Here is a 26,508-nt window from a genome sequence, read left to right as displayed (position 1 = left end):
CGGCGCCGTCGGACGGCGGTGCGCCGGCCGGGGCCCGGCGGAACGCCGCACGTGAACGGCGCGCGCGTGTGCTGGAGCGCCCGGAAAATCGCTCGACGCGCTCCCTCCGGGGCGCGATGATCGGCGACATGTCCCGGTACGCCTTCCTCGTAGCGCCGTCCGCAGTCGCGGACGCGCCGAAGGCTGCCGTCCTCCCCGCGGAAGCAGCCACCGGGTACGCCGCCTACGTCCTGTATGTGGCGCACACCACGGCCGCGGCTGTGGCAGCGCCGCTCGGCGGCGCCCGAAGCTGACCCTTCCCGGATCGTCCGGCGGACCCCGCAGGGGAGGGTCGGCAAGGCCCAGGGGGTCCCACGTCAACGCTTCGAGATCCGGGGAAGAACCATGCCCAAGACGGCATACGTGCGCACCAAGCCGCACCTCAACATCGGCACCATGGGCCACGTCGACCACGGCAAGACCACTCTGACCGCCGCCATCACCAAAGTCCTCAGCGAGCGGGGGACCGGGCGGGGGACCGGCAACGGCACCGCGTACGTGCCGTTGGCCCGCATCGACCGCGCCCCCGAGGAGGCGCAGCGCGGCATCACCATCAACATCGCGCACGTCGAGTACGAGACCGACACCCGGCACTACGCACACGTCGACATGCCCGGCCACGCCGACTACGTCAAGAACATGGTCACGGGCGCGGCCCAGCTCGACGGGGCGATCCTGGTCGTGTCCGCGCTCGACGGGATCATGCCGCAGACCGCCGAGCACGTCCTGCTGGCCCGCCAGGTGGGCGTCGACCACATCGTCGTCGCCCTCAACAAGGCCGACGCCGTCGGCGACGGTGAGGACGCGGTCCTCGCCGACCTGGTGGAGCTGGAGGTACGCGAACTGCTCACCGCGCACGGGTACGGCGGTGACTCCGTACCCGTCGTCAGAGTCTCGGGGCTCAAGGCACTGGAGGGCGACCCGCGGTGGACCGGGGCCATCGAGGCGCTGCTCGACGCGGTGGACACCTATGTCCCCATGCCGGAGCGGTACGTCGACGCGCCGTTCCTGATGCCCGTGGAGAACGTCCTCACCATCACCGGACGGGGAACCGTGGTCACCGGCGCCGTCGAGCGCGGCACCGTACGGACCGGCGACCGGGTGGAGGTGCTCGGGGCCGGGACGGAGACGGTCGTCATCGGCCTGGAGACGTTCGGCAAGCCGATGGAGTCCGCCCAGGCCGGCGACAACGTCGCGCTGCTGCTGCGCGGTGTCCCGCGCGACGCGGTCCGACGCGGCCACGTGGTGGTGGTGCCCGGCAGCGTCGCACCCCGTCGCCGCTTCACCGCGCGGGTGTACGTGCTGACGGCGGGCGAGGGCGGGCGCAGCACCCCCGTCTCGACCGGATACCGGCCGCAGTTCTTCATCCGCACCGCGGACGTGTCCGGCGAGGTGGACCTCGGGGGGACGGCCGTCGCGCGCCCGGGGGACACGGTCACCATGACCGTCGAACTCGACCGCGACGTACCGCTGGAGCCGGGGCTCGGCTTCGCGATCCGCGAGGGCGGTCGTACCGTCGGCGCCGGCACGGTGACCGGACCGGCCTGATCCGGGCCCCCGAGCGGGGTAGGAGGAGCCGAAGAGGACGGGCTCTCGCCGGGGCGCGCAGCCTGGTGAGGGCCCGTCACACGCCGTTCGGCGTCCCACGCGCGTGCGCCCACGACGGCCGTACGGGTCCGAGGCGGCGAGCCGCCGGTCCCCGCTCGATGACGCGCGTCCCGGAGGCGCGCAGGTGCTGAGATGCGCAGGCGCGGTGGTGCTGAGGGCGCGGCGGGTGGGAGTGGGCGCCGGGGAGGCGGGCCGTTACGATGCGGGTATGAGTCGGCAGGCGTGGTGCGTGAGGCGGCCCTTCGGGGCGCGGGCGTACACGCTGCTCGTCCTGGCCGTCCTGGCGGGTCTGCTGTGCATGCACGGTCTGGGCCCCGCCGTTCCCTCCCCGGCGGCATCCCACGCGGCGGTGGTGAGCGGGCACGGTCACGACATGGCCGCTGCCGCGTCCCACGCCGCCCACGCGACCGGCCAAGGCTGTGTCCGGGTGGACCCCGGCGACGGGGGCACCGGCGGGCACGCCGAGCACGCGGACTCCACCTGCGCCGCCGGCGGCATCACCACGGCGCCCGCGACGCCCGCCCTGGCCGCGGCCGCAGTCCCCGGGTGCGGGACCACGCATCCGCGCACGGCCGTCTCCACGGCCGCCCCGGGCGTACGCGCCCCGCCCTCCCTGAGCGAGCTGCAACTCCTGCGCGTATAGGCGCACCCCGGCGGACCGGACCCCTCGCGACCGGCCGTCGTGGAGAGCCATGCCCGACCAGCGCACACACAGGAGTCGCACCACCATGACCGCACACCGTTCCCCGGCCCGCCGCGCGGCCGCCGTGGCCGCCACGGCCGTCGCAGCCGTCGTACTCGCCGCCTGCGCCGGCGACGACGGCCCGGCCGGCCGCGAGGGCCACCGCACGTCCTCTTCGCCCGGCGCCCCCGCCTCCGCCCCCGCCGGGCAGGGCGGGCACAACGCCGCCGATGTCTCCTTCGCCCAGGGGATGATCCCGCACCACCGCCAGGCGGTGGAGATGGCGGAGCTCGCGAAAACACGCGCCGCCTCGGCGGAGGTCGAGAAGCTGGCCTCGGAGATCGAGAAGGCTCAGGAACCGGAGATCAGGACCCTCTCCGGTTGGCTCACCGCGTGGGGCGAGGACGTCCCCGGCGGGAGCCCCGACGGGCGGGAGGGCGGCGAGCACGCCGGCCACGCCATGTCGGGGATGATGGCGCCAGGGGAGATGGACGAGCTGGAGAAGTCCTCGGGAACGGCCTTCGACACCGCTTTCCTGCGGATGATGGTCAAGCACCACGAAGGCGCCGTCGAGATGGCCAGGACCGAGCAGGCCCAGGGCGCCCACCGGCCCGCGAAGGACATGGCCGGTGCCATCGTCACCTCGCAGAGCGCGGAGATCACGCGCATGAACCAGCTCCTCGGCAGCAAGAGCTGACCTGCCGTCTCCACGCGGCGGGGGCGGCCCGGGCCGCCCCCGCCCCGGCGTCCGCGCGAAGACCGGCGCGCCCGCGCCCCGCGCGCTTCCGTGCCCGGCGCCGTACGGCGGTGCCCGCCGCGGCCACCGGGGAACGGCCGTCGCCGAACAGCGTCACAATGGGACGGTGAACGAGCACCTTCCCGTCGTACGGGACGTGGACGGGGGCGCCGCGAGGCTGATGCCCGACGTGGACCGGGAGCGGGCCTGGCTGCTGACCGTCGACGGCGCACCCCAGTCGTACGTCGACCTGGACGAGCCCACGCACCTGGAGTTCGAGTACGCCCGGCGACTCGCCCATGTCGTGGACTGCGCCGCCGACGAGGGCGCGCCGCTCGACGTCCTGCACCTGGGCGGTGGCGCGCTGACCCTGCCCCGTTACGTCGCCGCGACGCGGCCCGGTTCGCGGCAGGACGTGGTGGAGGCGGACCGGGGGCTGCTCGCGATGGTCGCCGAGCACCTTCCTCTGCCGGCGGGCTCCGGCGTCGCCGTGCACGGCGCGGACGCCCGGCACTGGGTCGAGACCGCGCCGCCGCACTCGGCGGACGTGCTGATCGCGGACGTCTTCGGGGGCTCCAGGGTGCCCGCCCATCTGACGTCGCTCGCCTACGCGCGGGCCGCCGAGCGCGTACTGCGCCCGGACGGGATCTACGCCGCGAACCTCGCGGACGGCGCGCCCTTCGCGTTCCTCCGGTCCCAGCTGGCGACCTTCGCCGCCGTGTTCGAGCACCTCGCCTTGATCGCCGAGCCGGCGGTGCTGCGCGGACGGCGCTTCGGCAACACGGTGCTCATCGCTTCTCACGCGGAGATCGACACGGCTCCGCTGGCCCGCAGAGCAGCCGCCGACGCCTTTCCCGCGCGCGTGGAGCACGGCGCCCCGCTGGACCGGCTCATCGGCGACGCGCGACCGGTGCGGGACGCCGACGCGGTGGCGTCACCCGCGCCCCCGGACGGGGCCTTCGGCATCGGCTGACCCCGCGAGGCCCGGCGCGGGCGGTGAGCCCGGCGTGGGCACCGCGGGCACCACCGGCCTCACCGGCGGCGAGGTGACCGGCGGAACAGGCGGGGTCGGCGGTGGCACGGCGGCCTTGACCTCCGTCGTGCGCCGGGTCAGATTCCGTACGTCGGGCACCAGCAGCACCAGCGCGGTCACCACCACGATCAGCGCCGCGCACCCCCACAGCGCCTCGCTCCGCCCGACGGCGCTCTCCACCGGGCCCGCCAGCGCCGTCGACAGCGGCAGCATCGCGGTCGAGCCGAACCAGTCGTACGCCGAGACGCGCGACAGCTTGTCCTCCGGGATCTCCTGGTGCAGAGCGGTCATCCACGCCACCCCGAAGACCTCCAGCGTCACCCCGCTCACGAACATCACCGCCACCAGGCCGGCCACCGGCAGCGGCACCGCCAGCGCCGCCGACGGCAGCGCCAGCGGGAAGACGCAGAGCGTCCCCACGAGCAGCATCCGCCGCGGCTTCCAGCGCGTCATCAGCAGCGCACCGCACAGCGTGCCGACCCCGAACGCGGCCAGCGCCACGCCCCAGGGGCGCGCCCCGCCCAGCTGGTCCCGGGCCACCAGCGGCCCGTACACCGACTCGGCAGCGCCGACCACCGCCACGACCACCGCGAACTGCGCCACGATCGACCAGAGCCAGGGGCGGCCGACGAACTCCGCCCAGCCTTCGCGCAGATCGGCCAGGAGCCCTCCGCCGGACTCGCGCGCGGCGATGTGGCTCACGTCGAGGAAGGCGCGAAGCGCGCCGGCGACGGCGAACGCCGCCGCGTCGATGGCGAGCACCCAGCCCGGACCGACGGCGGCGACCATCGCACCGCCGAGCGCGGCCCCGCCGATACCCGCGCCGTTCATGGCCATGCGGAAGAGCGCGAAGGCCCGGCTCACCTGCTCGCCGCTGACGCTCGACATCAGCATGCCCTCGGCGGCCGGGCTGAAGAACGCCTGCCCGGTGCCGCAGAGCGCGGAGAGCACCATCATCTGCCACAGCTGGGGGTCGCCCGTCAGCACGAGGGCGGCGAACGCCCCCTGCGAGACGCAGTTGAGGGCGTTGGCGGCGACCATCACCCGGTGGCGGGGAACCCGGTCCGCTATCGCGCCGCCGATGAGCAGGAAGAGGACGAGCGGCAGGGTGCGGGCCGCGGTGACCAGGCCCACGTCGCCGCCGTCGCCGCCGGCCTCCAGCACGGCGAAGGCCGCCGCGATGAGGGCGCCATGGGTGCCCAGGTTGGTGACGACGGCCGCGGCGGTCAGCAGGGTGTAGTTGCGGCCGGCCCACTCGGGGCGGCGTGGGGAGCGGGGCGGGGCGTCGGGAGATCTCACTCCGGGACTATCCCCGCCCGGGTCCCCGGATGCCAAACCGATTCCTCACCGGTCCCGGCCGCGGAGGCCCGTCTCTCCGGCCCCGGCGCGGGAGGACCCGCCCCCCGGACGCGTTCTGCCTGCCGGGAGCCGCCGGTCCGCCGGAATCCGGCGCCACGAGAGCCGTCGCCCTCCGGCGCGGCGTGACGGACACCCCTGGGCGGCCCGTGTCCGGGAGCCCGACGGTGCCCCCGGCGGCCACCGGGGGCCGCCGGCTGTCATGGACCGCCCGTCGGGGCGGTCACGGAACGCCCGGCAGGATCACGAGGTGGGCGGGGCCAGCCGGACGGTGCTCAGGATCTGCTGGATGAGCTCGTTCGCCAGCTCGTCCTTGATGCCGGCGTTGGCGTAGAGCACCCAGGAGGCGAAGTCACCCTTGGCGTTCTTGAACGAGAACGCGATCGACTTGCCGTCCGTGTCGCACTTGTTGTCCTTCTTGGTGTTGAGGGCGGTGGCCGTCGACACGTGTCCGGTCAGACCGGACTTGGACGTATAGGGGACCGCCTTCGTCGCCTTGACCGTGCCCTTGGCCTCCAGCTGCGCGTAGGCGCCGTACACCCAGTTGAACGCCTCGTTGTAGGACGCCTCGGCGGTGTCCTTGGCGCCCTGGCCGCCCTTGGTGGCGACGGTCGCCAGGCTCCACTGCTCCTCGCGGCCGTCCTTGTTGGTGTCGAACGTGCACCACTCGCCCTTGAAGTACGCCGGGGCGGACATCGTGAGGATGGGCTGGCCGTCGTTCTTCTTCTTGTCCTCGATGAACGTGAGGCCGCCGGAGTTCCCCACCTCCCAGTCGGCCGGGACGTCGAACTGGGTCCCGTACTTGGGGTTGTAGACGACCTTCCACCCGGGGATGGTCGGCTTGGCGTTGCTCGAACCGTCGCGCGGGTTGTCGATGGCGGACGGGGAGTCCGCGGGCTTCGACGCGCTCTGCGAGGGCTTGCCGTCACCGCCGGCCCGGGTGCTCTCGTCGTCCTTGTTCAGGACCAGGAAGCCGGTGACACCGGCGGCCACGACGACGGCGGTGGCCGCCACGATCGCGATGAGCGTCGTGTTCTTCCTGCCGCCGGGCGGCGGGGTGGGCGGGCCCGGAGGCTGTCCGGGCACGGCGTACTGCGGCACGGTGGGCTGCTGGTACGGGTTGGGCTGGGCGTAGCCGGGCTGCTGGTACGGCGGTTGCGCGTAGCCGGGCTGCTGACCGGGCTGCTGCTGTCCGCCCGGCGGGACCGTCGGCGGGCCGGGCTGCTGGTAGCCGGGCTGCTGGTACGGGTTCGGCTGCTGGTACCCCGCCTGCTGGTACGGGTTCTGGTTCGGGTCCTGCGGGTTCTGCTCGCCCCCGGGCGGCTGCTGTCCTGGCCACATGGCGAGTAACGATAGAGGGGCGGCCCGCGGGGTGCCACGGCCGCCCCCGCGCCATGGGTTCCCGTCTTTGCTACTGCCTGGTAACTTCGGGGCATGTCCGAGACCCTGCCGAACATCGGCGAGATGCTGCTGGCCACCGTTCCCATGGCCAAGACCCTGAACCTGGAGGTCGTGGAGGCGACCGGCGAGCGCGCCGTCCTCCGGCTTCCCGACCAGGGCGAGTTCCACAACCACGTCGGCGGCCCGCACGCGGGAGCGATGTTCACGCTCGCCGAGTCCGCCAGCGGCGCCATCGTCATCGGCGCCTTCGGCGACCAGATGAACCGGGCCGTCCCGCTCGCCGTCAAGGCGGAGATCGGCTACAAGAAGCTCGCGATGGGGGTCGTCACCGCCACCGCCACGCTGGGCCGCACCAAGGCCGAGGTCGTCGCCGAACTGGACGCCGGGCAGCGCCCCGAGTTCCCGGTGAACATAGAGATCACGCGCGAGGACGGCGCGGTGACGGGTGAGATGACCATCATCTGGACCCTGCGCCCCAGCTCCTGACACCGCGGACACCGGCCGACGCCGCCCCCACGCCCCCTCGGGACGCGGGGGCGGCCCTGTCTGACGGGCTATCCGGCACTGCTCACGCATAGTGCGCATATGCACCTTTGTCCGGCGGTGCGCCGGGTCGCGTGAAGGAGTCGCCCGCATGCCAGGAGTCGCCCCCATGCCAGAGAACGTCTCGCGAGGACCAGGGAACGTCCCGCGAGGACCAGGGAACGTCTCGCGGCGATCCACCCTCCGTCTGCTCGGGGCGGCCGCCGCGACGGCGGCGACCGCGATTGGCGGCTTCGCACCCCGTGCCCGGGCCGCCGCGCCCGGCACCGGGCCCGGGCAGGCACCGGCCCCGCCCGCCGGGGGCCCGGCCGAACGGGCGCCGGAGCAGGTGTCCGCACGGGTGGACGACATCCTGGCGCGGCTCACCCTCGACGAGAAACTCACCTTCCTCCACGGGGCCAAGGACCCGGCCGGCCTCGGCCAGGCGGGCTGGATCCCCGGAGTGCCGCGTCTGGGCATCCCACCGCTGCGGCTGGCCGACGGCCCCGCCGGCGTGCGCGTCACGGCCCGCGCCACAGCGCTGCCCGCTCCCGTCATGCTGGCGAGCACCTTCGACCCCGGCCTGGCCCGTGAGTACGGCCGGGTCATCGGACACGAGGGCCGGGCGCTCGGGCAGGACGTCCTGCTCTCGCCCATGGCCAACCTCATCCGCACCCCCTACGCCGGACGGAACTTCGAGACCTTCGCCGAGGACCCGCTGCTCACCTCCGACCTCGTCGCGGCGGAGATCCGGGGCATCCAGGGCGAGGGCCTGATCGCCACGGTCAAGCACTTCGCCCTGAACAACCAGGAGAGGGACCGCACGACCGTCGACGTCCGCGCGGGCGAGCAGGCCGTCCACGAGACGGAGCTGCGCGGATTCGCGGCGGCGGTCGCCGCCGGGGCGGGTTCCGTGATGGCGGCGTACAACAAGGTCGACGGGGTGCACGCCTGTGAGAACGCCCCCCTCCTCACCGGGATCCTGCGCGACCTGTGGGGCTTCGACGGCTGGGTGACGAGCGACTGGGACGCCACCCACAGCACCGTGCCGTCGCTCACCGCCGGACTCGACATGGAGATGCCCGGCGGCCGCTGGTTCGGCACCCCCCTCCGGGACGCCGTACGCGACGGCCGGGTGCCCGAGAGCCTGGTGGACCGGTCCGTACGCCGCGTCCTCACCGTCATGGGCCGCTTCGGCCTCCTCGACGGCTCCGCGTCCGACCGCCCCGTCCGCGACGCGGCGGCCGGCGCCCGGGTCGCGTACCGCGTCGCCGTCGCCGGCGCGACCCTGCTGCGCAACGAGGACCACACCCTGCCGCTGGCCGGGGCGGCCGCCCGGTCCCTCGCCGTCATCGGCCCGACCGGCGCCCTCGCGTTCGTCAGCGGCGGCGGCAGCGCCCATGTCGTCCCCGACCGGGCCGACAGCCCCCTCGACGTGATCACCGCCCGGGCGGGCCACGGCGCCACGGTCGCCCACGCCGTCGGCGAGGACCTGTACGGGAAGCCGCTGCCGGCGGCCGCCCTCGCTCCCGCCGCCGCCTTCGAGGGCATGGCCGTCCCGGCGGGACGGACCTGGACGTACGACGGGACGCTCACCGTCGAGGAGGCCGACGCGTGGACCTTCGTCATCCACTACGGCGGCGAGCGCCCGAAGGTCCTCCTGGACGGCGTCGACGTGTTCGCCGTCCAGGACGGCCTGGCCGAGTTCTTCGCGGGCGGCCTGGTCGCCTTGGCGCCCGACGGCCTCAAGGTCCGCCGCGGGACCCTCGGCCTCACGGCCGGCCGGCACACCCTGCGCGTCACCGCGAAGGGCGGCGCCAAGGGGCAGCTCTTCCGGCTCCGCCGGACGACCGGGGCCACCCGCGCCGCCGACGTCGCCGAGGCGGTGGACGCCGCGCGTGCCGCCCACAGTGTCGTGCTCTTCGCGTACGAGGACGCCACCGAAGGGCGTGACCGCACCACCCTCGCGCTGCCGGGCGGCCAGGAGGCGCTGATCGACGCCGTGACCGCGGTCAACCCCCGGACCACCGTCGTCCTCAACACCTCGTCCGCCCTCACCATGCCGTGGCTGACCAGGACCGGCGCCGTCCTGCAGATGTACTACCCGGGTCAGGAAGGCGCCGCCGCGACCACCGCGGTCCTCTTCGGCGACGCCGATCCCGGCGGCCGGCTCACCCAGTCGTTCCCGGCCTCGGAGGAGCTGCACCCCACGGCAGGCGACCCGAGCCGGTACCCGGGGGCGGGCGGCGTCGAGGAGTACTCCGAGGGCATCCGCACCGGCTACCGCTGGTACGACGCGGAGGGCGTCGAGCCGCTGTTCCCCTTCGGTCACGGGCTGTCCTACACCACCTTCGCGTACGAGGGGCTGACCGTGACGCCCGCGCGCGGCGGCGGCCTCACGGCCTGCTTCGCGGTGCGCAACACCGGAACCCGCGCCGGTGTCACCGTCGCCCAGCTGTACGTCGGCCCGTCGCCGGACCTGACCCGCCTGGAGCAGGTGCCCCAGGTGCTGGCCGGGTACCGGCGCCTGGAGCTCCGGCCCGGAGAGCGCCGCCGCGTCACCGTCCGCGTCGCCGCCCGGACCCTCTCCTCCTGGGACCCGGAGCGGCCCGGCTGGGTCCTCGGAACCGGCGTGCGCACGGTGCGTATCGGCGTCTCCTCCCGTGATCTGCGGCTCACCACACGCGCGCGGGTCGTCGTCCGTTGACGCGGTAGGCTGCCCGGCGTGCGCGCCCCCGCGCGCCGGGCAGTCACAGGTGATACGGAGGAACCGGCGTTGCACGTCCAGGAGTGGCTAGAGACCGTTCCACCGGTCAGCATCTACCTCCTGGTGGGGGTGGTGATCGGGCTCGAAAGCCTCGGCATCCCGCTGCCGGGCGAGATCGTCCTCGTCAGCTCGGCGCTGCTCGCCTCCCAGCACGGCGACATCGACCCGTACGTCCTCGGCGCCTGCGCCACGGCCGGCGCCATCATCGGTGACTCGATCGGATACGCCATCGGCCGCAAGGGCGGACGCCCCCTGCTCGCCTGGCTCGGCGCCAGATTCCCCAAACACTGCGGGGAGGCCAACATCGCCATGGCGGAACGGTCTTTCGAGAAGTGGGGCATGTGGGCGGTCTTCTTCGGCCGGTTCGTGGCGCTGCTGCGGATCTTCGCGGGCCCGCTCGCGGGTGTCCTGCGCATGCCGTACTGGAAGTTCCTCATCGCCAACATCCTCGGCGGGATCCTGTGGGCGGGCGGTACGACGGCCGTCATCTACTCGGTCGGCATCGTGGCCGAGGCATGGCTGAAGCGTTTCTCCTGGCTGGGTCTGGTCCTCGCCGTCCTGGTGGGTCTCACCTCGATGCTCGTGCTGAAGAACCGGGCCAAGAAGGCGGCCGCGCGGGTCGAGGCCGAGGGCGCGGCCGGCGAGCGGACGGGGACCGGAGCCGGGACCGGCACGGCCGGGGTCACGGCGGGCAAGGGCGCGGCCGCCCGTACCGATGTCCGGCCGACGGCCGATCCGGCGCCGGCCCCCGCGTCGGCCGACTGAGGACGGTCCGGTCCGGTCCGGTCCAGTCCGGTCCGGGTGGTCCGGGCCCGCGTCCTTCGCGGGAGTCCCCTCCCGCCCGCGGGACAGGGCCCGCGGGACAGGGCCCGGGGCGGGAGCGGGCCGGATCAGCCCTGGTGGGCCTCCCGATGCCCCTTCGCCAGCTCCAGGTACATCGCCGCGTTGAGCTTGATGCCCTCGCGCTCCTCGTCGGTGAGCTCCCGCTTGACCTTGGCGGGTACGCCCGCGACCAGCGAGCCCGGAGGTACGCGCATGCCCTGGGGTACGAGCGCCTGGGCGGCGATCAGCGAACCGGCGCCGATGTGGGCTCCGTTGAGGACGGTCGCGCCCATGCCGACCAGCACGTCGTCCTCGACGGTGCAGCCGTGCAGCACCGCGTTGTGACCGACGGAAACGCGCTCGCCGACCGTGACCGGGAAGCCCGGGTCGACGTGCACGGTGCAGTTGTCCTGGATGTTGCTGTCGGCGCCGAGGACGATCGGCCCGCAGTCGGCCCGCAGGACCGTGTGGTACCAGACGCTCGATCCGGCGGCCATCGTCACCTCACCGATCACCACGGACGTCGGCGCCGCGAAGGCCCCCGGGTCCACGTCCGGTTCCTTGCCGCCCACCCCGGTGATCAACGCCCGCTCTGCCATCGCCCGCTCCTCGGATGCCTCTTGTGCCGTCTGGTCGCGCCAGGGGAACCGTAGGCGACGGCCACCGGGCCCGCGACGGTGGGGCGAACATCACAGCATGCCGCGCCGGGCCGTCGACATCCGGCCGACTACCGTGTGCGGGTGCCGAAGAACAGAAACACGTTCTCCTCTCTCACCGCCTGGCGGCGCCGCGTCCTCTCCCGCGCCGTGCACGGCGGCTGGCGGTGGGTGCAGGAGGCGGGGGCCGTGACCGCCGAGCATCCCGGGCGGCTGCGCTTCCGCGGACTCGGCCCCGGGACCAGGCTGGCGTTTCCCCAGGGGACGGTGTTCGGCGAGGAGTGGATCGTGCTCGGCGACCACTGCATCATCGCCGAGCAGGTGACGCTCACCGCCGGGATGATGCCGGGCCTCGACCTGGGCGCCGACCCGATCCTCACCCTGGGCAACGGCGTCGTGCTGGGGCGCGGCAGCCATGTCATCGCCGACGCCCCCGTGACCATCGGCCCGGACACGTTCTGCGGCCCGTACGTCTACATCACCTCGACCAACCACAGCTACGACGATCCGCATACGCCGGTCGGCCGTCAGTGGCCCCGCTCCGAGCCGGTGGAGATCGGCCCGGGGTGCTGGCTGGGCACGGGGGCCGTGGTCCTGCCCGGCGCCAGGATCGGCCGCAACGCGGTGGTGGCCGCCGGTGCCGTCGTACGGGGCGAGGTGCCCGATCACGCCGTGGTGGCCGGGGCGCCGGCCAAGGTGGTGCGCAGCTGGGACCCGGAGAAGGGCTGGCAGCCCCCGCTGCGCACGCCCGCGCCGGTACCGGTTCCCGACGGCGTGACCCCTGAACAGCTGCTGGCGCTGGCGGAACTGAAGAAGATGTGACCGGCGGCACGACGCCTTGTTCCCGGCCGGACCCGCACCGGGCGGCGAGGGTCCGCCCCGGCGCCGGCCGTCCCCGCGGGAGGGCGATGACCCGGGTGAACCGTGCTGTCGCCCTGTCCTCGCAGTACAGTGCGGTGAACAATCGGGTGCACCACACCGTAGTGCAGTGGATTGAACGCCTCATTTAAAATATTGGACGGAATGTGTCGGACCTCGATCAGCTCACCCAATCGCTCGCCCGCAATCTCAAGCGCTGGCGGAACGAAAGGGGCTTCACGCTCGACGCCCTCGCCGCACGGGCGGGCGTGAGTCGCGGCATGATCATCCAGATCGAACAGGCACGTACGAACCCCAGCGTCGGTACCACCGTGAAACTGGCGGACGCGCTCGGTGTCTCCATCACCACCCTGCTCGACTTCGAGCAGGGCCCCCAGGTGCGCCTGGTGCCGCAGGAGCAGGCGGTCCGTATGTGGTCCACCGCCCAAGGCAGCCACACCACCCTGCTCGTCGGCGCGGAAGCGCGCGGTCCGCTGGAGCTGTGGGCCTGGACGCTGATGCCGGGCGACGCCAGCGCCTCCGATCCCCACCCCGACGGGACCACCGAGCTGCTCCACGTCACGGCCGGGCGGCTGACGCTGGTCGTCGACGGCGTGGCGCACCCCGTACCGGCCGGGACGTCCGCCGTCTTCGAGTCGAACGTCCCGCACATCTACCGCAACGACGGCGAGGAGGCGGTGGAGATGACGATGGCGGTCTCCATCCCTCCCGTACGCTGAGACGGCCGGCCGACCGGGCCGGCGCCGCTGTTAGCGTGACCGGCATGCGCGCACCCCTCGGGAACTTCGACGACGCCCGCCCCGCCCCCGACTGCCTCGATCAGCTCACCGCGCCCGTCGCGAACGCCGTACGGGCCTGGGAAGGGGGCGTGCCCGCGGAGCAGTTGCTGTACGTGGACACCGACCCGGCGATCGCCGACACCGCCGTCTTCGCCGAGCATCACGGGCGAACGCTGCTCGACGTGTCCGCCAACTGCGTGGTCGTCGCGGGCAAGCGCGGCGGCGAGACGTCCCTGGCCGCCTGCGTGGTCCTGTCCCGTAGCAGGGTCGATGTCAACGGAGTGGTGCGCAAGCAGCTGGGTGCCCGCAAGGTCTCGTTCGCGCCGATGGACACCGCGACCGGCGAGACCGGCATGGAGTACGGAGGGATCACCCCGATCGGCCTGCCGTCCGGCTGGCCGCTGCTGGTCGACTCGGCGGTGGTCGACACGGAGTGGGTCCTGATCGGCAGCGGCCGCCGCCGGGGCAAGCTGATCGTGCCCGGCAAGACCTTCGCGCAGCTGCCCGGAGCCGTGGTCCTGGAGGGCCTCGGCATCGACGTCGCCTGACAGACCAACAGACAGACAGTCAGGCAGACAGCCGGTCGGACGCGCTCGCGGTGGCGGCGCGGCCGCCGTCGTACGGTCCCGGCGCCCGGCCGGGCCGACGTCGGCACACACCGGCCCGGCACCGCCCGGCCCGGCACCGCACCGGCCCCTCGTCGGCCCCGGACTCGTGTCCGGGACACCGGCACCGGAACCGGCATCGGGCGCGCCGTGTCCGGCGGGGGCCGGCGCGCGGGCAGCGGCCCGGGCGCGTCCTGCCGGGCGGGAAGACCGGCGCGGCCGGTCGGCGGTCCCGCGTCCGTCCGGGCGGATCAGCCCAGCCGGGGGAGTTCGATCGCGGGGCAGCGGTCCATCACCATGTCGAGCCCGGCCGCCGTGGTGCGCTCGTACGCCTGCTGGTCGATCACGCCGAGCTGGAACCAGACAGCCGAGGCGCCCTTGGCCACCGCCTCGTCGGCCACCGCTCCCGCCAGGTCGCTGTTCACGAACACGTCGACGACGTCCACGGGGAAGGGGATGTCGGCGAGCGTGCCGTACCCCTGCTCGCCGTGGACGGTCTCGGCCTTCGGGTGCACGGGCACGATCCTCTTGCCGAAGCGCTGGAGCACGGCCGCGACGCCGTAGGCCGCGCGGGCCCGGTTGTCCGACAGGCCCACCACCGCCCAGGTGTCGCCCGACTCGGTGAGGATCCTGCGGATGGTGTCCGTCTCGCTGGGCACGTCTGCCTCCTGTGGTGGGCCTTTGCGGTGGGGCCGCCGAGTGGGTTGCCGCCGGTGGCCGCCGTCCGCGGTTGTCGTCGGTCGCTGCTGTCGTCGGTCGGGATCGACCGTAGTCGCTCTCCTCGGCGTCTCCGCTGCCGCCCGCCGCCATCCGCTGTGAGCGCGAACCGGCGGACGCCGGTGGGGATTCCCCGGAAGCGGGTCCCCGGGTGGAAGGCCGGGTGTCCCCTTCCCTCCAAGAATGGAAAGTGCCACTATCTAAATATGGATAGTGGCACTCGCCACTCGCTATCAAGGAGATCTCATGCCGACCATTCCCTGGGTCACCCCGAATCCGGCTCCGCCCGGCGCCACGGCCGTCGTCATGGCCTCCAGGTTCGAGGTCCGCTCCGTGCGCGACGTGCCGCGCTTCTTCCTCAAGTCCCTCTCCGCGTGGGGACAGGTGCGCAAGGCGCCCGGAGCGCTCGGGGCCTCTCTGGAGGCGCGACCGCTGAAGCGGACGTTCTACACCCTCTCCGCGTGGCAGGACCGCGAGGCCCTGTACGCCTACGCCCGTGCGGAACCGCATCGCGGCATCATGACGGGGCTGCGGCGGACCATGTGCGGCTCCGCCTTCACGTTCTGGGAGGTCCCCGTCTCGGACCTCCCCATCGGCTGGGACGAGGCGAAGCGCCGCCTCGCCGAGCAGGCGGCCGAGCAGGGCGCATAGGGTGGCGGAATGCAGGAGCAGTACCGGACGGTGGCCCGCGAGGGCGCCCACGAGACCGAGATCAACCGCTCGCGCTTCATCTGCGCGCTCGCCCCCGCCGCCACCGAGCAGGAGGCGCAGGACTTCGTCGCACGCGTACGCCGGGAGCACCCGAGCGCCACCCACAACTGCTTCGCGTACGTCATCGGCGCCGACGCCGAGGTGCAGAAGGCCGCCGACGACGGCGAACCGGGCGGTACGGCCGGGGTGCCGATGCTCCAGATGCTCACCCGCCGGGAGATGCGCTACGTCGTCGCCGTCGTCACCCGCTACTACGGCGGCGTGAAGCTCGGCGCGGGCGGGCTCATCAGGGCGTACGGCGGTGTCGTCGGCGAAGCGCTGGACGCCCTCGGCACGATCACCCGCCGGCGCTTCCGGCTCGCCACCGTCACGGTCGACCACCAGCGGGCCGGGAAGCTGGAGAACGACCTGCGCGCGACCGGCCGGGCCGTGCGTGAGGTGCGTTACGCCGAGGCCGTCACCATCGACCTCGGTCTGCCGGACGCCGACACCGCCAACTTCCGCGCCTGGCTGGCCGATGCGACGGCGGGGACCGCCCGGCTGGAGCTGGGCGGAGAGGTGTACGAGGACGCCTGAAGCCGCACCGGATGTCCGACCCCGCCGTTACCCTCGGGGATCATGAGACTCCTGCACACCTCGGACTGGCACCTGGGACGGTCGTTCCACCGCGTCGGGCTGCTCGACGCCCAGTCCGCGTTCCTCGACCACCTCGTGGCGACGGTGCGCGACCGCGAGGTGGACGCGGTGCTGGTGGCAGGGGACGTCTACGACCGCGCGGTACCGCCGCTGGCCGCCGTCGAGCTGTTCGACTCGGTGCTGCACCGGCTCGCCGACGCCGGTGTGCCCACCGTGATGATCTCCGGCAACCACGACTCCGGCCGCAGACTGGGCGTCGCGGCCGGACTCATCGAGCGGGCCGGGATACACCTGCGGACCGATCCGTCCGGGATCGGCGTTCCCGTCCTGCTCCAGGACGCGCACGGCGACGTGGCGCTGTACGGACTTCCCTACCTGGAACCGGCCCTGGTGCGCCGGGAGTTCGGTGCCAAGAGGGCGAGCCACCAGGCCGTTCTCGCCGCCGCCATGGAGCGCGTCCGGGCCGACCTCGCGGGGCGTGCGCCCGGCACCCGCTCCGTCGTCCTCGCCCATGCCTTCGTGGCCGGCGGCGAACCGAGCGACAGCGAGCGCGACATCACCGTCGGCGGCGTGGCCGCGGTCCCCGCCGGGGTCTTCGACGGCGTCGACTACGTCGCCCTGGGCCACCTCCACGGCAGCCAGGCCCTCACCGAGCGGGTGCGCTACTCCGGCTCCCCGCTCGCCTACTCCTTCTCCGAGACCGGCCACCGCAAGACGATGTGGCTGGTGGACCTGGACGGCGCGGGGAGGATCGACGCCGAGCGGATCGACTGCCCGGTGCCCAGGCCACTGGCCCGGATCAGGGGCCGGCTCGACGACCTCCTCGACGATCCCGCGCTGACCCGCCACGAGCAGTCCTGGATCGAGGCGACCCTCACCGACGCCGCGCGCCCCGCCGAGCCGATGGTGCGCCTCGGCGAGCGCTTCCCGCACACCCTCAGCCTCGTCTTCGAGCCGGAGCGCAGCACCGACGACCCCCTCACCTCGTACGCGCAGCGGCTGCGCGGGCGCAGCGATCAGCAGATCGCGGAGGACTTCGTGGCCCATGTGCGCGGCGGATCCGGTCCCGACGCACCCGAGCGGGCGGCGCTCCACAGCGCCTTCGACGCCGTACGGGTGGACATGGCGGAGCGCGAGGTGTCCGGATGAGGCTGCACAGGCTGGACATCACCGGCTTCGGACCGTTCGGCACCACCCAGAGTGTCGATTTCGACGCGCTCAGCGAAGCGGGCCTCTTCCTCCTCCACGGGCCCACCGGCGCGGGCAAGACATCCGTCCTCGACGCCGTCTGCTACGCCCTGTACGGCGCGGTTCCCGGAGCCCGTCAGAGCCCCGGCGCCTCGCTGCGCAGCGACCACGCACCGGCCGGCACGTACACCGAGGTCGTCCTGGACCTGACCGTGGGCGGACGGCGACTGGAGATCACCCGACGGCCCGCCCAGCAGCGCCCCAAGAAGCGGGGCAGGGGTTTCACCACGGAGAAGGCCCAGTCCTGGCTGCGCGAGTACGACGCCGAACAGGCCGTCTGGCATGGGCTCAGCCGCTCGCACCAGGAGATCGGCGAGGAGGTCACCCAGCTCCTCGGCATGAGCCGTGAGCAGTTCTGCCAGGTGGTGCTGTTGCCGCAGGGCGACTTCGCGCGCTTCCTGCGGGCCGACGCCGAGGCCCGGGGCAAGCTGCTCGGCAGGCTCTTCGACACCCGGCGCTTCGCCGCGGTGGAGGAGCGCCTCGCGGAGCTGCGGCGCGCCGCCGAGCAGCAGGTCCGCCAGGGCGACGAGCGGCTGCTGGCACTCGCGCACCGCATGGCTCAGGCCGCGGGCGCGGCCGGCCGGGAGTGGCCTGCCCCGGCGCACCGGCCGGGTGAGCCGGGGCTGGCCGAGGCCGTCCTCGCCTGGGCCGCGGTGGCGCGCTCCGCCGCCCGGGAGACGCTGGACATCGCCGACCGCGCGCTCGACACGGCCGAGAGCCGGCAGGCCGCCGCCCGGCACGCCCGCGACGACGCGCGGGAACTGCTGGCGCTGCAGCGGCGGTACGCGCAGGCCCAGGAGCGCCGGCGGGAGCTGGACGCGCGGCGGCCCGAGCGCGACGGATGGCAGACCCGGCTGGAGCGGGCGCGCAAGGCGGAGCTCGTGGCCGGACCGCTGCGGCTGCGGGAGGAGGCCGAGCAGGAGCACCGACGGGCGAGCGCCGCGCACGCCCGCTGCGTCGCGGACCTCCCGCGCGACCTCGCCGACGCGGGGGCGGAGCGACTGGCGGCGGTCGAGCGGCAGCTGAGGCAGGACCTCGGCGGCCTTGAGGCGGCGCTCCGGGCCGAACGCCGCCATGCGGAGATCACCCGCGAACGGGGCGACCTGGACCGGCAGGCGCTCGCCGACGAGGAGACCCTCCAGGACGCGGCCGGATGGCTGGCGGGCTGGGACACCACCCGCCGGGCGCTCCAGGAGCGGGTCGAGGCCGCCCAGGAGGCCGCGACCCGCGCCGAGCACCTCGCCGGGCGACTCGAACGGGCCCGACGACGGCTCGACGCCGCCCGCCGCCGTGACGCGCTGGCGACCGGCGTCACGGCCGCCGAAGCCCGGCTGTCGGCTGCCCGCGAGGCTGCGAACGGAGCCCATGAGGCCTGGCTCGATCTGAGGGAGCGGCGGCTGCGGGGCATCGCGGCCGAGCTCGCGGCCGCACTCGCCGACGGCGAGCCGTGCGCGGTGTGCGGCTCGGCCGAGCACCCGGCACCCGCCCGGGCCGGGCACGGCCATGTGGACCGCACGACCGAGGACGCGGCGTACGAGCGGCACGCCCGCGCGGAGGAGGCCAAGGCCGGGGCGGAGCGGGAACTGGCGGTGCTGAACGAGGCGTTGGCGGCGGCCCGCGCGGAGGTGTCGGGCACATCCGGCGACCCGGGCGAGCGGTCCGACGGGCCGTCCCCGACCGCGGCCGGGCTGGCGGAGACCGTCCAGGACCTGGAGCGCGCGTACGCCGAGGCCCGTACCGCCGCCGCCGGGACACACGCCGCCCGCGAAGCCCTCGACCGGGCGGAGCGCGAACACCAGGGCCGGCTCGACGCGCAACGGCAGGCCGAGCGCCGCGCCGCCGCGCGCACCTCCCGGCGCGAAGCCCTCGACCGCGAACAGGGTGTCCTCGACGAGGAACTGGCCCGTGTCCGGGGCGGCGGCACCGGCGGTGTCGCCGAACACGCCGCGCTGCTGGAGCGCCGGATCGCGGTCCTCTCCGACGCGGCCGAAGCGGTACGGACCGCCGAGGACACCGCCCGGCGCCTCAAGCAGGCCGACGACCGGCTCGCCGACGCAGCGTTCCGGGCCGGCTTCGACACCCCGGCCGCCGCTGCCGCCGCGCTGCTCGACGACGCGCGCCATCGCGAGCTCCAGAGCCGGCTGGACCAGTGGCAGGCCGAGGCGTCGGCGGTCGCCGACCGGCTCGCCGAGCCGCAGACGCGCGCCGCCGTGCTGCGTCCGCCCGCCGACGAGGTCACCGCCCAGTCCGCCCTCGACACCGCCGAGCGCGCCCTGCGCGACGCCTCCTCCGCCCTGGACACCCACCGGGAGAGGTGCGCCGAGCTGGCCCGGCTGTCCGCGCGGGCGGCCACCGAGGTACGCCGGCTCGGTCCCGTGCGCGAGGAGTACGAGCGGGTGGCGCGGCTGGCCGGGCTGACCGCGGGCACCTCGGCGGAGAACGAACGCAGGATGCGCCTGGAGTCGTACGTGCTGGCGGCCCGGCTCGAACAGGTCGCGGCCGCGGCCACCGCCCGGCTCCAGCGCATGTCGTCGGGCCGGTACACCCTCGTCCACTCCGACGCGAGGGCGGGCGGCAAGCGGTCCGGGCTCGGACTGCACGTCGTGGACGCGTGGACCGGCGGCGAACGCGACACCTCGACGCTCTCCGGGGGTGAGACGTTCTTCGCCTCGCTGGCGCTGGCCCTGGGCCTCGCCGACGTCGTCACCGACGAGGCCGGAGGGGTACGGCTCGACACCCTCTTCATCGACGAGGGGTTCGGCAGCCTCGACGACCAGACCCTGGACGAGGTCCTCGACGTCCTGGACTCGCTGCGCGAACGCGACCGCAGCGTGGGCATCGTGAGCCATGTCGCCGACCTGCGCCGCCGCGTCCCCGTTCAGCTGGAGGTCGTGAAGGAACGGGGCGGCTCCGCCGTGAAGCTGCGTACGGGGGCGATGCTCAACGGCTGATCGAGCGGCGCGGGAGCGGCGAGGAGTAGACGACGCTGGTCGTCACCGAACCGAGGGCGCCGACCTTTCCCGAGATCTCCTCCAGGTGGCCCATGGAGCGGGCGGCGACCTTCAGTACGAAGCAGTCGTCCCCCGTCACATGGTGGGCCTCCAGGATCTCGGCCGTGGTGTCCAGCAGATCGTGGAACGGCTTGTAGTTGCCGTTGGGGTAACGCAGCCTGACGAAGGCGAGGATCGGCAGTCCGATGCGCTCCTGGTCGACGACCGCGGTGTATCCGGAGATCACGCCGGCCTCCTCCAGCCTGCGGACCCTTTCGGTCACGGCGCTGGCCGACATCAAGACGGCACGTGCCAGTTCGGCGAAACTGGCCCGCCCCTGGTCCTGGAGGGCGTTCAGGATGCGCCAGTCGGTCGCGTCCGGGGAATATGCGGTCATGGTCCCTGAATAGCAGGGGAATCCCCGGCTGATCAAGGGAAGGCCGGGGGATCGTGCCTTCACCTCGATGATCACGAGCCGTAGATTTCTGGCCATGACGACGAACATCAGCCCCGCCGCCGACTCCGTTCTGCGCGTCCCGCCGGCCCCGCCCGCGGTGGCCGCCGCCTACTTCTCGGCGAGCCTCGCCTTCCACGCCGACGTCTCGGACGTCGCCGCCGCGCTCGCCGCGGGCGGCGACCCGGGGTTCGTCGTCCTGGACTCCCGGTCCACCGAGTCATGGGACCAGGGGCACATACCGGGCGCGATCCACCTGCCGACCGCGCGGATCGCGGAGCTGGCCGAGCAGTCGCTGGACAGGTCCGTTCCGGTCGTCACGTACTGCTGGGGGCCCGGGTGCAACGGCGCCACCCGTGCGGCGCTCGCCCTCGCCGAGCTCGGCTACCAGGTCAAGGAGATGCTGGGCGGCTTCGAGTACTGGGTCCGGGAGGGTTTCGCGTTCGAGACGTGGGAGGGCGGGGAGCGGCGTGCCGCCGACCCCCTGACCGCCCCTGTCACCGGCGACGACTGTGGCTGCTGAGGGCGTGGGGCGGGGCGGCGGTGGCCGTCGTCACCGCCGCCGCGAGGGAAGGCCGCGATCTCCGCGCGGAAAGGCTCGCGGCCACCCCGTCGAGAGCGGTCCGCACAAGAGCCGCGCGACCCCGGCCACCCGACCTCGGGCGTCGGGGGCCGACCGCGGGGCAGCCGCCGGCCGGGGCCTCGGCCGTACAGCCGGCCCGGCCCTCGACCGGGGCCTCAGCGGCACAGCCGCCCCGCCGTCGGCCGGCCGCCGCGCCGCCTTGCGCCGGTGGCGCCGAGAGGAGCCGGAGAGGCGGCTCCCCGCGGGTCACAGCCGGGACAGCTCGTCCACCAGGTCGTCGAGGCCCAGCGGCCCCTGCGACAGCGCGGCCATGTGCCACTTCTTCGCGTCGAAGGAGTCGCCGTGCGCCTTGCGGGCGTTCTCCCGGCCCAGCAGCCAGGCGCGTTCGCCCAGCTTGTAGCCGATGGCCTGCGCGGGCATCGAGAGGTAGCGGATCAGCTCGCTCTCCACGAAGGCCGGGGGCCTGCTGGTGTGGCACTGGAAGAACTCCTGCGCCGATTCCGGCGTCCAGCGCTCACCCGGGCGGAACGGCGAATCCGCCGGGATCTCCAGCTCCAGGTGCATGCCGATGTCCACGATCACCCGGCAGGCCCGCATCATCTGCGCGTCCAGGTAACCCAGGCGGCGCTCCGCGTCGGGCAGGAACCCCAGCTCGTCCATCAGGCGCTCCGCGTACAGCGCCCAGCCCTCCGCGTTGGCGCTCACCCCGCCGACCGTCGCCTGGTAGCGGGAGAGCCGGTCCGCCACGTGCACCCACTGCGCGATCTGGAGGTGATGGCCGGGCACTCCCTCGTGGTACCAGGTCGACACCAGGTCGTACACCGGGAAGCGGGTCTCCCCGTCGACCGGCAGCCAGGTCCGGCCGGGGCGCGAGAAGTCCTCGGAGGGGCCCGTGTAGTACGGCGCGGCCGCGCCCCCGGGCGGGGCGATGCGGGACTCCACCTTCCGTACCCGCTCGGCCAGTTCGAAGTGGGTGCCGTCCAGTGCCTCGATCGCCTCGTCCATGAGGCCCTGGAGCCAGACCCGGACCTCCTCCACGCCCTCGATGTGCGTACCGTGCTCGTCGAGGTGGGCGAGCGCCTCCCACGGCCCGGCGCCGGGCAGGATCTTCTCCGCCTCCGCCTTCATCTCCGCGAGCAGCCGGTGGTACTCGGCCCAGCCGTACGCGTACGCCTCGTCGAGGTCGAAGTCGGTGCCGTTGAAATAGCGGGACCAGCGGGCATAGCGTTCACGGCCCACCGTGTCCGGAGCGTCCCGCACGGCCGGCGCGTACACCTCCCGCATCCAGTCCCGCAGCGATACCAGCGCATCGGTCGCACCCCGCGCCGCCGTGTCCAGCTCGCTGCGCAGCGCGCTCGGCCCGGCCGCCGCGAACTCCTCGAACCAGCCACGCCGCGCACCGTCGCAGCCCGCCCACTCGGTGAGCTGGCCGATGAAGGTGGCGGTGGCCCGCGGGCCACCGAGGAGCTTGCGTTCCAGGCCCAGCTCCAGCGACGACCGGTATCCCTTCAGCGCGGCGGGCACCGCCCGCAGCCGCTCGGCGATCGCCTTCCAGTCCTCGTCCGTCCCGGTGGGCATCATCGTGAACACGATGCGCACGCTGTGCGCGGGGGAGCGCATGTTGCTGACCGCGCACAGCCCCTCGTCGGCGTCGTGCACGGCCAGCTCGGCGGTGAGGCGTTCCCGCAGGAGCCGTCCGCAGCGCCGTTCGGCGTCGCTGTCGGCGCCGGGCAGCCGCTCGGCCTCATCGAGCCGGGTGAGCGTCTCGCGGGCCAGTGCGGCGAGTTCTTCCTGGCCCGCGGGGGTGAAGTCGGGGAGCAGGCCGGCGCTTTCCCTGACACCGAGATGGGTGCCGGTGATCGGGTCGAGTGCGATGAGGGCGTCGACGTAGGCGTCGGCGACCTGGCGCGGGAGCGCACGTGTGGAGGTGTCTGGCATGGGGGTCATCCTCGTACGGGCCGGGTGGCCGCGTCACCCTCATTCGATCTCAGTCGGCTGACAAATGAGCGGGCGGCGCCGGCGGCAGCAAGGGCCCGCACTCCCACTGCTGGAAGATCAGTCTGGTCTCCACCCGGGCGACCTCGCGCTGCGACGTGAACTCGTCCAGCACCAGCCGTTGCAGGTCAGCGGTATCTGCCACCGCCACATGCACCAGATAGTCGTCGGGGCCCGTCAGATGGAACAGCGCCCGGGACTCCGGCAGGGCCCGGATCCGCTCGACGAAGGGGCCGATCAACTCCCGGCGATGCGGACGTACCTGGACGGACAGCAGCGCCTCCAGGCCCCGGCCGAGTTTGGCCGGATCCAGTCGCAGTCGGTGCCCGAGTACCACGCCGGTCCGCCGCAGCCGGGCGACCCGGTCCAGGCAGGTGGAGGGGGCCACCCCGACCTGCGCGGCGAGCTCCCGGTACGTCGTCCGGGCGTCGTTCTGCAAAAGGCGAAGTATGTGCAGATCGACCGTGTCCAACACGACAGAATCGTTCATTCGGCGAACGTAACACGGCATATTTCGGCTACCGGCCGGTATCTGTTCAGGGTTCCCCCATGACTCCCCTGGATCACGACGCCGCGAGTGCCCCCCGTACCCCGTGGGCCCCGGCCACCGAGGCGGTGCACGCCGGACGCGAGGACCTCGCCGCCCTGGGCGTGCACGCCGTCCCGCTCGATCTCTCCACCACCTACCCCTCCCATGACGCGCGGGCGGAGGCCGGGCGGATCGACGCCTTCGCCGTCACGGGTGCCCGACCCGAGGGGCCGCCCGTCTACGCCCGGCTCGACAACCCCACCACCGCCCGCTTCGAGACGGCGCTCGCCCGGCTGGAGGGGGCCGAGAGCGCCGTGGCCTTCGCCAGCGGCATGGCCGCGCTCACCGCGGTTCTGCTCGTCCGGGCGAGCATGGGCCTGCGTCATGTGGTGGCGGTCCGCCCGCTCTACGGGTGCAGCGACCACCTGCTCACCTCGGGGCTGCTCGGTACGGAGGTGACCTGGACCGACGCGGCGGGCATCGCGGACGCGATCCGCCCGGACACGGGCCTGGTGATGGTGGAGACGCCCGCCAACCCGACCCTCGCCGAAGTGGACATCCGGGCCGTCGCGCACGCCTGCGGATCGGTGCCTCTGCTGGTCGACTCCACCTTCGCCACCCCCGTGCTCCAGCGCCCCCTCGAGCACGGGGCGCGGATCGTGCTGCACAGCGCGACCAAGTACCTGGGCGGCCACGGGGACGTGCTCGCGGGCGTGGTGGCCTGCGACGAGGAGTTCGCCGGCAAGCTGCGGCAGATACGGTTCGCCACCGGCGGCGTGTTGCACCCGCTGGCGGGCTATCTGCTGCTGCGCGGCCTGTCCACACTCCCGGTACGGATGCGTGCCGCCTCCGCCTCCGCCGCCGAGCTGGCCCGTCGCCTCTCGGCGGACCCCCGCATCGCCCGTGTGCACTACCCGTCGGTGGGCGGCGCCATGGTGGCCTTCGAGGTGTACGGAGACCCGCACGACGTGATCGCCTCGGTACGGCTGATCACGCCGGCGGTCAGTCTCGGCAGCGTCGACACGCTGATCCAGCACCCGGCCTCCATCAGCCACCGCATCGTGGACGAGGGGGACCGGCGGGCGGCCGGCGTCAGCGACCGGCTGCTGCGGATGTCGGTCGGCCTGGAGGACGTCGAGGACCTGTGGCGGGACCTGACGGAAGCGCTCAGCGCTCGCCCCGGTGCGAACGCGCGGTCCGGTCGGTCGTCAGCGGGGCTGTCCGCGCCTGCTGCTTCTGCTCCTCCGTCCGCTCCGTCGCCCCGGGCCGGTGCGCATGTGCCGGGCTCAGCCGCGCGGTGATCACCAGGGTCCCCTCCTCGATCTGGTAGTCGAGGGGGAGACGCAGCCCCCGCATGGCCGCCACCATGCCCGTGTTGGACGACTGGGTGACCGCGTACACGCTCTCGCAGCCGGCCTCGGCACCGAGCCCGACCAGACGGCTCAGCAGCTCGGAGCCGATGCCGCGGCGCTGCCAGTCGTCCTCGACGAGCAGCGCGACCTCGGTCTCGTCGCCGTCCCAGAGCAGATGCCCCAGCGCGACGAGCCGGCCCGACGCGGTCTCGACGGCGAGGGTACGGCCGAACCGCGGGCTGAGCAGGTGGTTCAGATAGCGGTCCGCGTCGCCGACCGGTCCGTGGTACCGCAGCCCCAGGGTCCGTTCGGAGCAGCGGTCGTGCATGGCGCGGGCGGCTGCGAGATCGGACCGGTCGGCGCGCCGGACCGTGATCTCGTTCCCCTCGGGCAGGGTCAGCACGTCCTGGCTGCGCGGGATGCGCGGGCCCAGGCGGGCGTCGAGTTCGACGAGCGCCCGTGCGCGGGCGAACTCCGTGGGAGTGAAGGGAAGATAGGGCCGTTCTACGGTGATCGCCCCGCCGTTCGGGTCGCGCAGCCGCATCACCGTGTCCCCGTCCTCCAACGCACCCTCTATGGGGGCGGTCGCACCCGTGGGGCGGCCGGTCAGGGAGACGGCGGGCAGGGAGTGGATGGTGCACCGGCCGAGGAGCTGGCGCAGGGCGAGGGGCAGTTCGGCGGCGTCGAGCGCGGTACGGGTGGCCAGGCCGAGCACCCGGGTCGGGGTGTCCACCAGGTCGTGGGTGTCGGCCCGCTCGATCCAGGTGCTGCTGCCGCCCGCCGCGGCGATCTCCCGGGTGAGCTGCGCGGCCTGGAGCGAAGCGGGCGCCCGCAGGAGGAACTCGTCGACCGTCCCCCGGGCGAGCGGGTGCGTCTGAAGGGTGAGGATGTCGGCCCGCAGGTGCGCGAGGGCGGTGCACAGGGCGCCGAGGCTGCCGGGCTCGTCGCGCACGGTGGTCCGCATGCGCCAGAGCACGGTGTCGGCCGGCTCGGAGCGGCCGGCGTCATCGGAGGAGGCCGCGGCCGGCCGGTCCGGAGGAGGAGCGGCCGGTGCGGGGCCCCCGCCCCCGGCGGGCGGGGCATGGCTGTGGCGCCGCGCCCACCATGTGTGGAACGCGGCCGTGGCGATCAGGACGACCGCCGAGACCGCGAGGAGGTAGGGGCCGTCCGGGCCGTGCACGATGGTGTTCGCGATCGCGTCGGCGACGGCGACGGCGGTGAACAGGGCGGCGAGCTCGACGAGATCCCGCCGCCAGTGGTGCTGGCGGCGGGCACTCTTCACGGATTTCACATCAGTCATGTCCTTACTGTGACCCAGTGGTGTTGCGTGATCACGAACGCTTTGTGACTGATGGGTTAAGTGTGGACCTGGGCGTTTAGGGACCAGTTTCAACCGTTTATGGCGTGG

The 26,508-nt window shown here is 73.6% G+C and carries 24 protein-coding genes and 1 pseudogene; 17 read left to right on the top strand and 8 right to left on the bottom strand.

Translation table 11 applies throughout. From position 1 onward, the window contains the following. Positions 1-128: 128 nt before the first annotated feature. The 5 genes from PUR26_RS24030 (at position 129) to PUR26_RS24010 (ending at position 4,038) form a co-directional block, all read left to right on the top strand. A complete protein-coding gene (locus tag PUR26_RS24030) occupies positions 129-293 on the top strand; it encodes a hypothetical protein (RefSeq protein WP_329874834.1) in 165 nt (54 codons plus the stop codon). Positions 294-384: 91 nt separating this feature from the next. Beyond that, positions 385-1,587 carry an elongation factor Tu gene (tuf, locus tag PUR26_RS24025; protein WP_329874832.1) on the top strand — a complete coding sequence of 401 codons (1,203 nt, stop codon included), beginning with the start codon at positions 385-387 and terminating at the stop codon, positions 1,585-1,587. A gap of 268 nt (positions 1,588-1,855) precedes the next feature. After that, positions 1,856-2,290: a DUF6153 family protein gene (locus PUR26_RS24020; RefSeq protein WP_329874830.1), complete on the top strand. Its 435-nt coding sequence runs from the start codon at positions 1,856-1,858 to the stop codon at positions 2,288-2,290. Positions 2,291-2,375: 85 nt separating this feature from the next. Then, positions 2,376-3,026 carry a DUF305 domain-containing protein gene (locus tag PUR26_RS24015; RefSeq protein ID WP_329874828.1) on the top strand — a complete coding sequence of 217 codons (651 nt, stop codon included), beginning with the start codon at positions 2,376-2,378 and terminating at the stop codon, positions 3,024-3,026. 166 nt (positions 3,027-3,192) lie between these two features. Next, positions 3,193-4,038, top strand: coding sequence for a spermidine synthase (locus PUR26_RS24010; protein ID WP_329874826.1), 846 nt, complete (start codon positions 3,193-3,195; stop codon positions 4,036-4,038). On the opposite strand, the gene PUR26_RS24005 is transcribed toward PUR26_RS24010, so the two are convergent. Next, on the bottom strand, positions 4,000-5,397 hold the full coding sequence (locus tag PUR26_RS24005; protein WP_329874824.1) for an MFS transporter: 1,398 nt from the start codon (positions 5,395-5,397) through the stop codon (positions 4,000-4,002). The two genes, PUR26_RS24010 and PUR26_RS24005, sit on opposite strands and share 39 nt — an antisense overlap. A gap of 300 nt (positions 5,398-5,697) precedes the next feature. Beyond that, complete coding sequence (locus PUR26_RS24000; protein ID WP_329874822.1) at positions 5,698-6,795, bottom strand: hypothetical protein; 1,098 nt, start codon at positions 6,793-6,795, stop codon at positions 5,698-5,700. 93 nt (positions 6,796-6,888) lie between these two features. Between PUR26_RS24000 and PUR26_RS23995 the strand changes: the two genes are divergently transcribed. From PUR26_RS23995 to PUR26_RS23985, 3 genes are all read left to right on the top strand, one after another. Continuing rightward, entirely contained in the window at positions 6,889-7,341 is a 453-nt protein-coding gene (locus PUR26_RS23995) for a DUF4442 domain-containing protein (protein WP_329874819.1), read from the top strand. A gap of 397 nt (positions 7,342-7,738) precedes the next feature. Further along, entirely contained in the window at positions 7,739-10,084 is a 2,346-nt protein-coding gene (locus tag PUR26_RS23990) for a beta-glucosidase family protein (RefSeq protein WP_329874818.1), read from the top strand. Positions 10,085-10,153: 69 nt separating this feature from the next. Then, positions 10,154-10,909 carry a DedA family protein gene (locus PUR26_RS23985; RefSeq protein WP_329874816.1) on the top strand — a complete coding sequence of 252 codons (756 nt, stop codon included), beginning with the start codon at positions 10,154-10,156 and terminating at the stop codon, positions 10,907-10,909. A gap of 125 nt (positions 10,910-11,034) precedes the next feature. Here PUR26_RS23985 and PUR26_RS23980 read toward each other — a convergent pair whose 3' ends face one another. Further along, positions 11,035-11,565 (bottom strand): gamma carbonic anhydrase family protein, encoded by a 531-nt coding sequence (locus tag PUR26_RS23980; RefSeq protein ID WP_329874814.1) that lies wholly within the window; start codon positions 11,563-11,565, stop codon positions 11,035-11,037. Positions 11,566-11,706: 141 nt separating this feature from the next. Here PUR26_RS23980 and PUR26_RS23975 point away from each other — a divergent pair, with 141 nt between their 5' ends. The 3 genes from PUR26_RS23975 (at position 11,707) to PUR26_RS23965 (ending at position 13,828) form a co-directional block, all read left to right on the top strand. Next, on the top strand, positions 11,707-12,444 hold the full coding sequence (locus PUR26_RS23975; protein ID WP_329874812.1) for an acyltransferase: 738 nt from the start codon (positions 11,707-11,709) through the stop codon (positions 12,442-12,444). A gap of 203 nt (positions 12,445-12,647) precedes the next feature. Next, positions 12,648-13,220 (top strand): helix-turn-helix domain-containing protein, encoded by a 573-nt coding sequence (locus PUR26_RS23970; RefSeq protein ID WP_329874809.1) that lies wholly within the window; start codon positions 12,648-12,650, stop codon positions 13,218-13,220. A 44-nt stretch (positions 13,221-13,264) separates the two neighbouring features. Then, positions 13,265-13,828 carry a YbaK/EbsC family protein gene (locus PUR26_RS23965; RefSeq protein ID WP_329874808.1) on the top strand — a complete coding sequence of 188 codons (564 nt, stop codon included), beginning with the start codon at positions 13,265-13,267 and terminating at the stop codon, positions 13,826-13,828. A 308-nt stretch (positions 13,829-14,136) separates the two neighbouring features. Here the strand turns inward: PUR26_RS23965 and PUR26_RS23960 are convergent, their stop codons facing one another. Beyond that, positions 14,137-14,544 (bottom strand): CoA-binding protein, encoded by a 408-nt coding sequence (locus PUR26_RS23960; RefSeq protein ID WP_329874806.1) that lies wholly within the window; start codon positions 14,542-14,544, stop codon positions 14,137-14,139. A gap of 304 nt (positions 14,545-14,848) precedes the next feature. Here PUR26_RS23960 and PUR26_RS23955 point away from each other — a divergent pair, with 304 nt between their 5' ends. Genes PUR26_RS23955 through PUR26_RS23940 form a run of 4 tightly spaced genes read left to right on the top strand, consistent with a single transcriptional unit; the run spans position 14,849 to position 20,148 of the window. Beyond that, positions 14,849-15,253, top strand: a complete 405-nt coding sequence (locus tag PUR26_RS23955) for a DUF3291 domain-containing protein (RefSeq protein ID WP_329874804.1) — start codon at positions 14,849-14,851, stop codon at positions 15,251-15,253. A 9-nt stretch (positions 15,254-15,262) separates the two neighbouring features. Then, on the top strand, positions 15,263-15,889 hold the full coding sequence (locus tag PUR26_RS23950) for a YigZ family protein (RefSeq protein WP_329874802.1): 627 nt from the start codon (positions 15,263-15,265) through the stop codon (positions 15,887-15,889). 42 nt (positions 15,890-15,931) lie between these two features. Further along, entirely contained in the window at positions 15,932-17,098 is a 1,167-nt protein-coding gene (locus tag PUR26_RS23945; protein ID WP_329874800.1) for an exonuclease SbcCD subunit D, read from the top strand. Then, positions 17,095-20,148: an SMC family ATPase gene (locus PUR26_RS23940; RefSeq protein WP_329874798.1), complete on the top strand. Its 3,054-nt coding sequence runs from the start codon at positions 17,095-17,097 to the stop codon at positions 20,146-20,148. The genes PUR26_RS23945 and PUR26_RS23940 overlap by 4 nt, the downstream gene beginning before the upstream one ends. Here the strand turns inward: PUR26_RS23940 and PUR26_RS23935 are convergent. Continuing rightward, on the bottom strand, positions 20,138-20,584 hold the full coding sequence (locus PUR26_RS23935; RefSeq protein ID WP_329874796.1) for an Lrp/AsnC family transcriptional regulator: 447 nt from the start codon (positions 20,582-20,584) through the stop codon (positions 20,138-20,140). The genes PUR26_RS23940 and PUR26_RS23935 overlap by 11 nt on opposite strands. 94 nt (positions 20,585-20,678) lie before the next feature. On the opposite strand from PUR26_RS23935, the gene PUR26_RS23930 reads away from it, so the two are divergent. Next, on the top strand, positions 20,679-21,164 hold the full coding sequence (locus tag PUR26_RS23930; RefSeq protein ID WP_329874794.1) for a rhodanese-like domain-containing protein: 486 nt from the start codon (positions 20,679-20,681) through the stop codon (positions 21,162-21,164). A gap of 306 nt (positions 21,165-21,470) precedes the next feature. On the opposite strand, the gene PUR26_RS23925 is transcribed toward PUR26_RS23930, so the two are convergent. Together PUR26_RS23925 and PUR26_RS23920 are read right to left on the bottom strand one after the other, a co-directional pair. After that, positions 21,471-23,162 carry a DUF885 domain-containing protein gene (locus tag PUR26_RS23925; RefSeq protein ID WP_329874792.1) on the bottom strand — a complete coding sequence of 564 codons (1,692 nt, stop codon included), beginning with the start codon at positions 23,160-23,162 and terminating at the stop codon, positions 21,471-21,473. A 49-nt stretch (positions 23,163-23,211) separates the two neighbouring features. Further along, positions 23,212-23,709 carry an Lrp/AsnC family transcriptional regulator gene (locus PUR26_RS23920; RefSeq protein ID WP_329874790.1) on the bottom strand — a complete coding sequence of 166 codons (498 nt, stop codon included), beginning with the start codon at positions 23,707-23,709 and terminating at the stop codon, positions 23,212-23,214. A 59-nt stretch (positions 23,710-23,768) separates the two neighbouring features. Here PUR26_RS23920 and PUR26_RS23915 point away from each other — a divergent pair. Next, positions 23,769-24,995: pseudogene (locus tag PUR26_RS23915) on the top strand (trans-sulfuration enzyme family protein); the annotation flags it as partial. Here PUR26_RS23915 and PUR26_RS23910 read toward each other — a convergent pair. Then, a complete protein-coding gene (locus tag PUR26_RS23910) occupies positions 24,916-26,400 on the bottom strand; it encodes a GNAT family N-acetyltransferase (protein ID WP_443077143.1) in 1,485 nt (494 codons plus the stop codon). The pseudogene PUR26_RS23915 and the gene PUR26_RS23910 overlap by 80 nt on opposite strands. Positions 26,401-26,508: the final 108 nt, after the last annotated feature.

This window comes from Streptomyces sp. SP18CS02, assembly GCF_036322365.1.
Classification (GTDB): Bacteria; Actinomycetota; Actinomycetes; order Streptomycetales; family Streptomycetaceae; genus Streptomyces.
This window is presented reverse-complemented; position numbering and strand designations above follow the sequence as displayed.

Coding starts and splice junctions, on each gene's coding strand:
- PUR26_RS24015 (WP_329874828.1), top strand. CDS start 2,376: ATGACCGCACACCGTTCCCCGGCCCGCCGCGCGGCCGCCGTGGCCGCC.
- PUR26_RS23980 (WP_329874814.1), bottom strand. CDS start 11,565: ATGGCAGAGCGGGCGTTGATCACCGGGGTGGGCGGCAAGGAACCGGAC.
- PUR26_RS23945 (WP_329874800.1), top strand. CDS start 15,932: ATGAGACTCCTGCACACCTCGGACTGGCACCTGGGACGGTCGTTCCAC.
- PUR26_RS24000 (WP_329874822.1), bottom strand. CDS start 6,795: ATGTGGCCAGGACAGCAGCCGCCCGGGGGCGAGCAGAACCCGCAGGAC.
- PUR26_RS24020 (WP_329874830.1), top strand. CDS start 1,856: ATGAGTCGGCAGGCGTGGTGCGTGAGGCGGCCCTTCGGGGCGCGGGCG.
- PUR26_RS23930 (WP_329874794.1), top strand. CDS start 20,679: ATGACGACGAACATCAGCCCCGCCGCCGACTCCGTTCTGCGCGTCCCG.
- PUR26_RS23935 (WP_329874796.1), bottom strand. CDS start 20,584: ATGACCGCATATTCCCCGGACGCGACCGACTGGCGCATCCTGAACGCC.
- PUR26_RS23910 (WP_443077143.1), bottom strand. CDS start 26,400: ATGACTGATGTGAAATCCGTGAAGAGTGCCCGCCGCCAGCACCACTGG.
- PUR26_RS23940 (WP_329874798.1), top strand. CDS start 17,095: ATGAGGCTGCACAGGCTGGACATCACCGGCTTCGGACCGTTCGGCACC.
- PUR26_RS23950 (WP_329874802.1), top strand. CDS start 15,263: ATGCAGGAGCAGTACCGGACGGTGGCCCGCGAGGGCGCCCACGAGACC.
- PUR26_RS23955 (WP_329874804.1), top strand. CDS start 14,849: ATGCCGACCATTCCCTGGGTCACCCCGAATCCGGCTCCGCCCGGCGCC.
- PUR26_RS23925 (WP_329874792.1), bottom strand. CDS start 23,162: ATGCCAGACACCTCCACACGTGCGCTCCCGCGCCAGGTCGCCGACGCC.
- PUR26_RS23920 (WP_329874790.1), bottom strand. CDS start 23,709: ATGAACGATTCTGTCGTGTTGGACACGGTCGATCTGCACATACTTCGC.
- PUR26_RS24030 (WP_329874834.1), top strand. CDS start 129: ATGTCCCGGTACGCCTTCCTCGTAGCGCCGTCCGCAGTCGCGGACGCG.
- tuf (WP_329874832.1), top strand. CDS start 385: ATGCCCAAGACGGCATACGTGCGCACCAAGCCGCACCTCAACATCGGC.
- PUR26_RS23965 (WP_329874808.1), top strand. CDS start 13,265: ATGCGCGCACCCCTCGGGAACTTCGACGACGCCCGCCCCGCCCCCGAC.
- PUR26_RS23995 (WP_329874819.1), top strand. CDS start 6,889: ATGTCCGAGACCCTGCCGAACATCGGCGAGATGCTGCTGGCCACCGTT.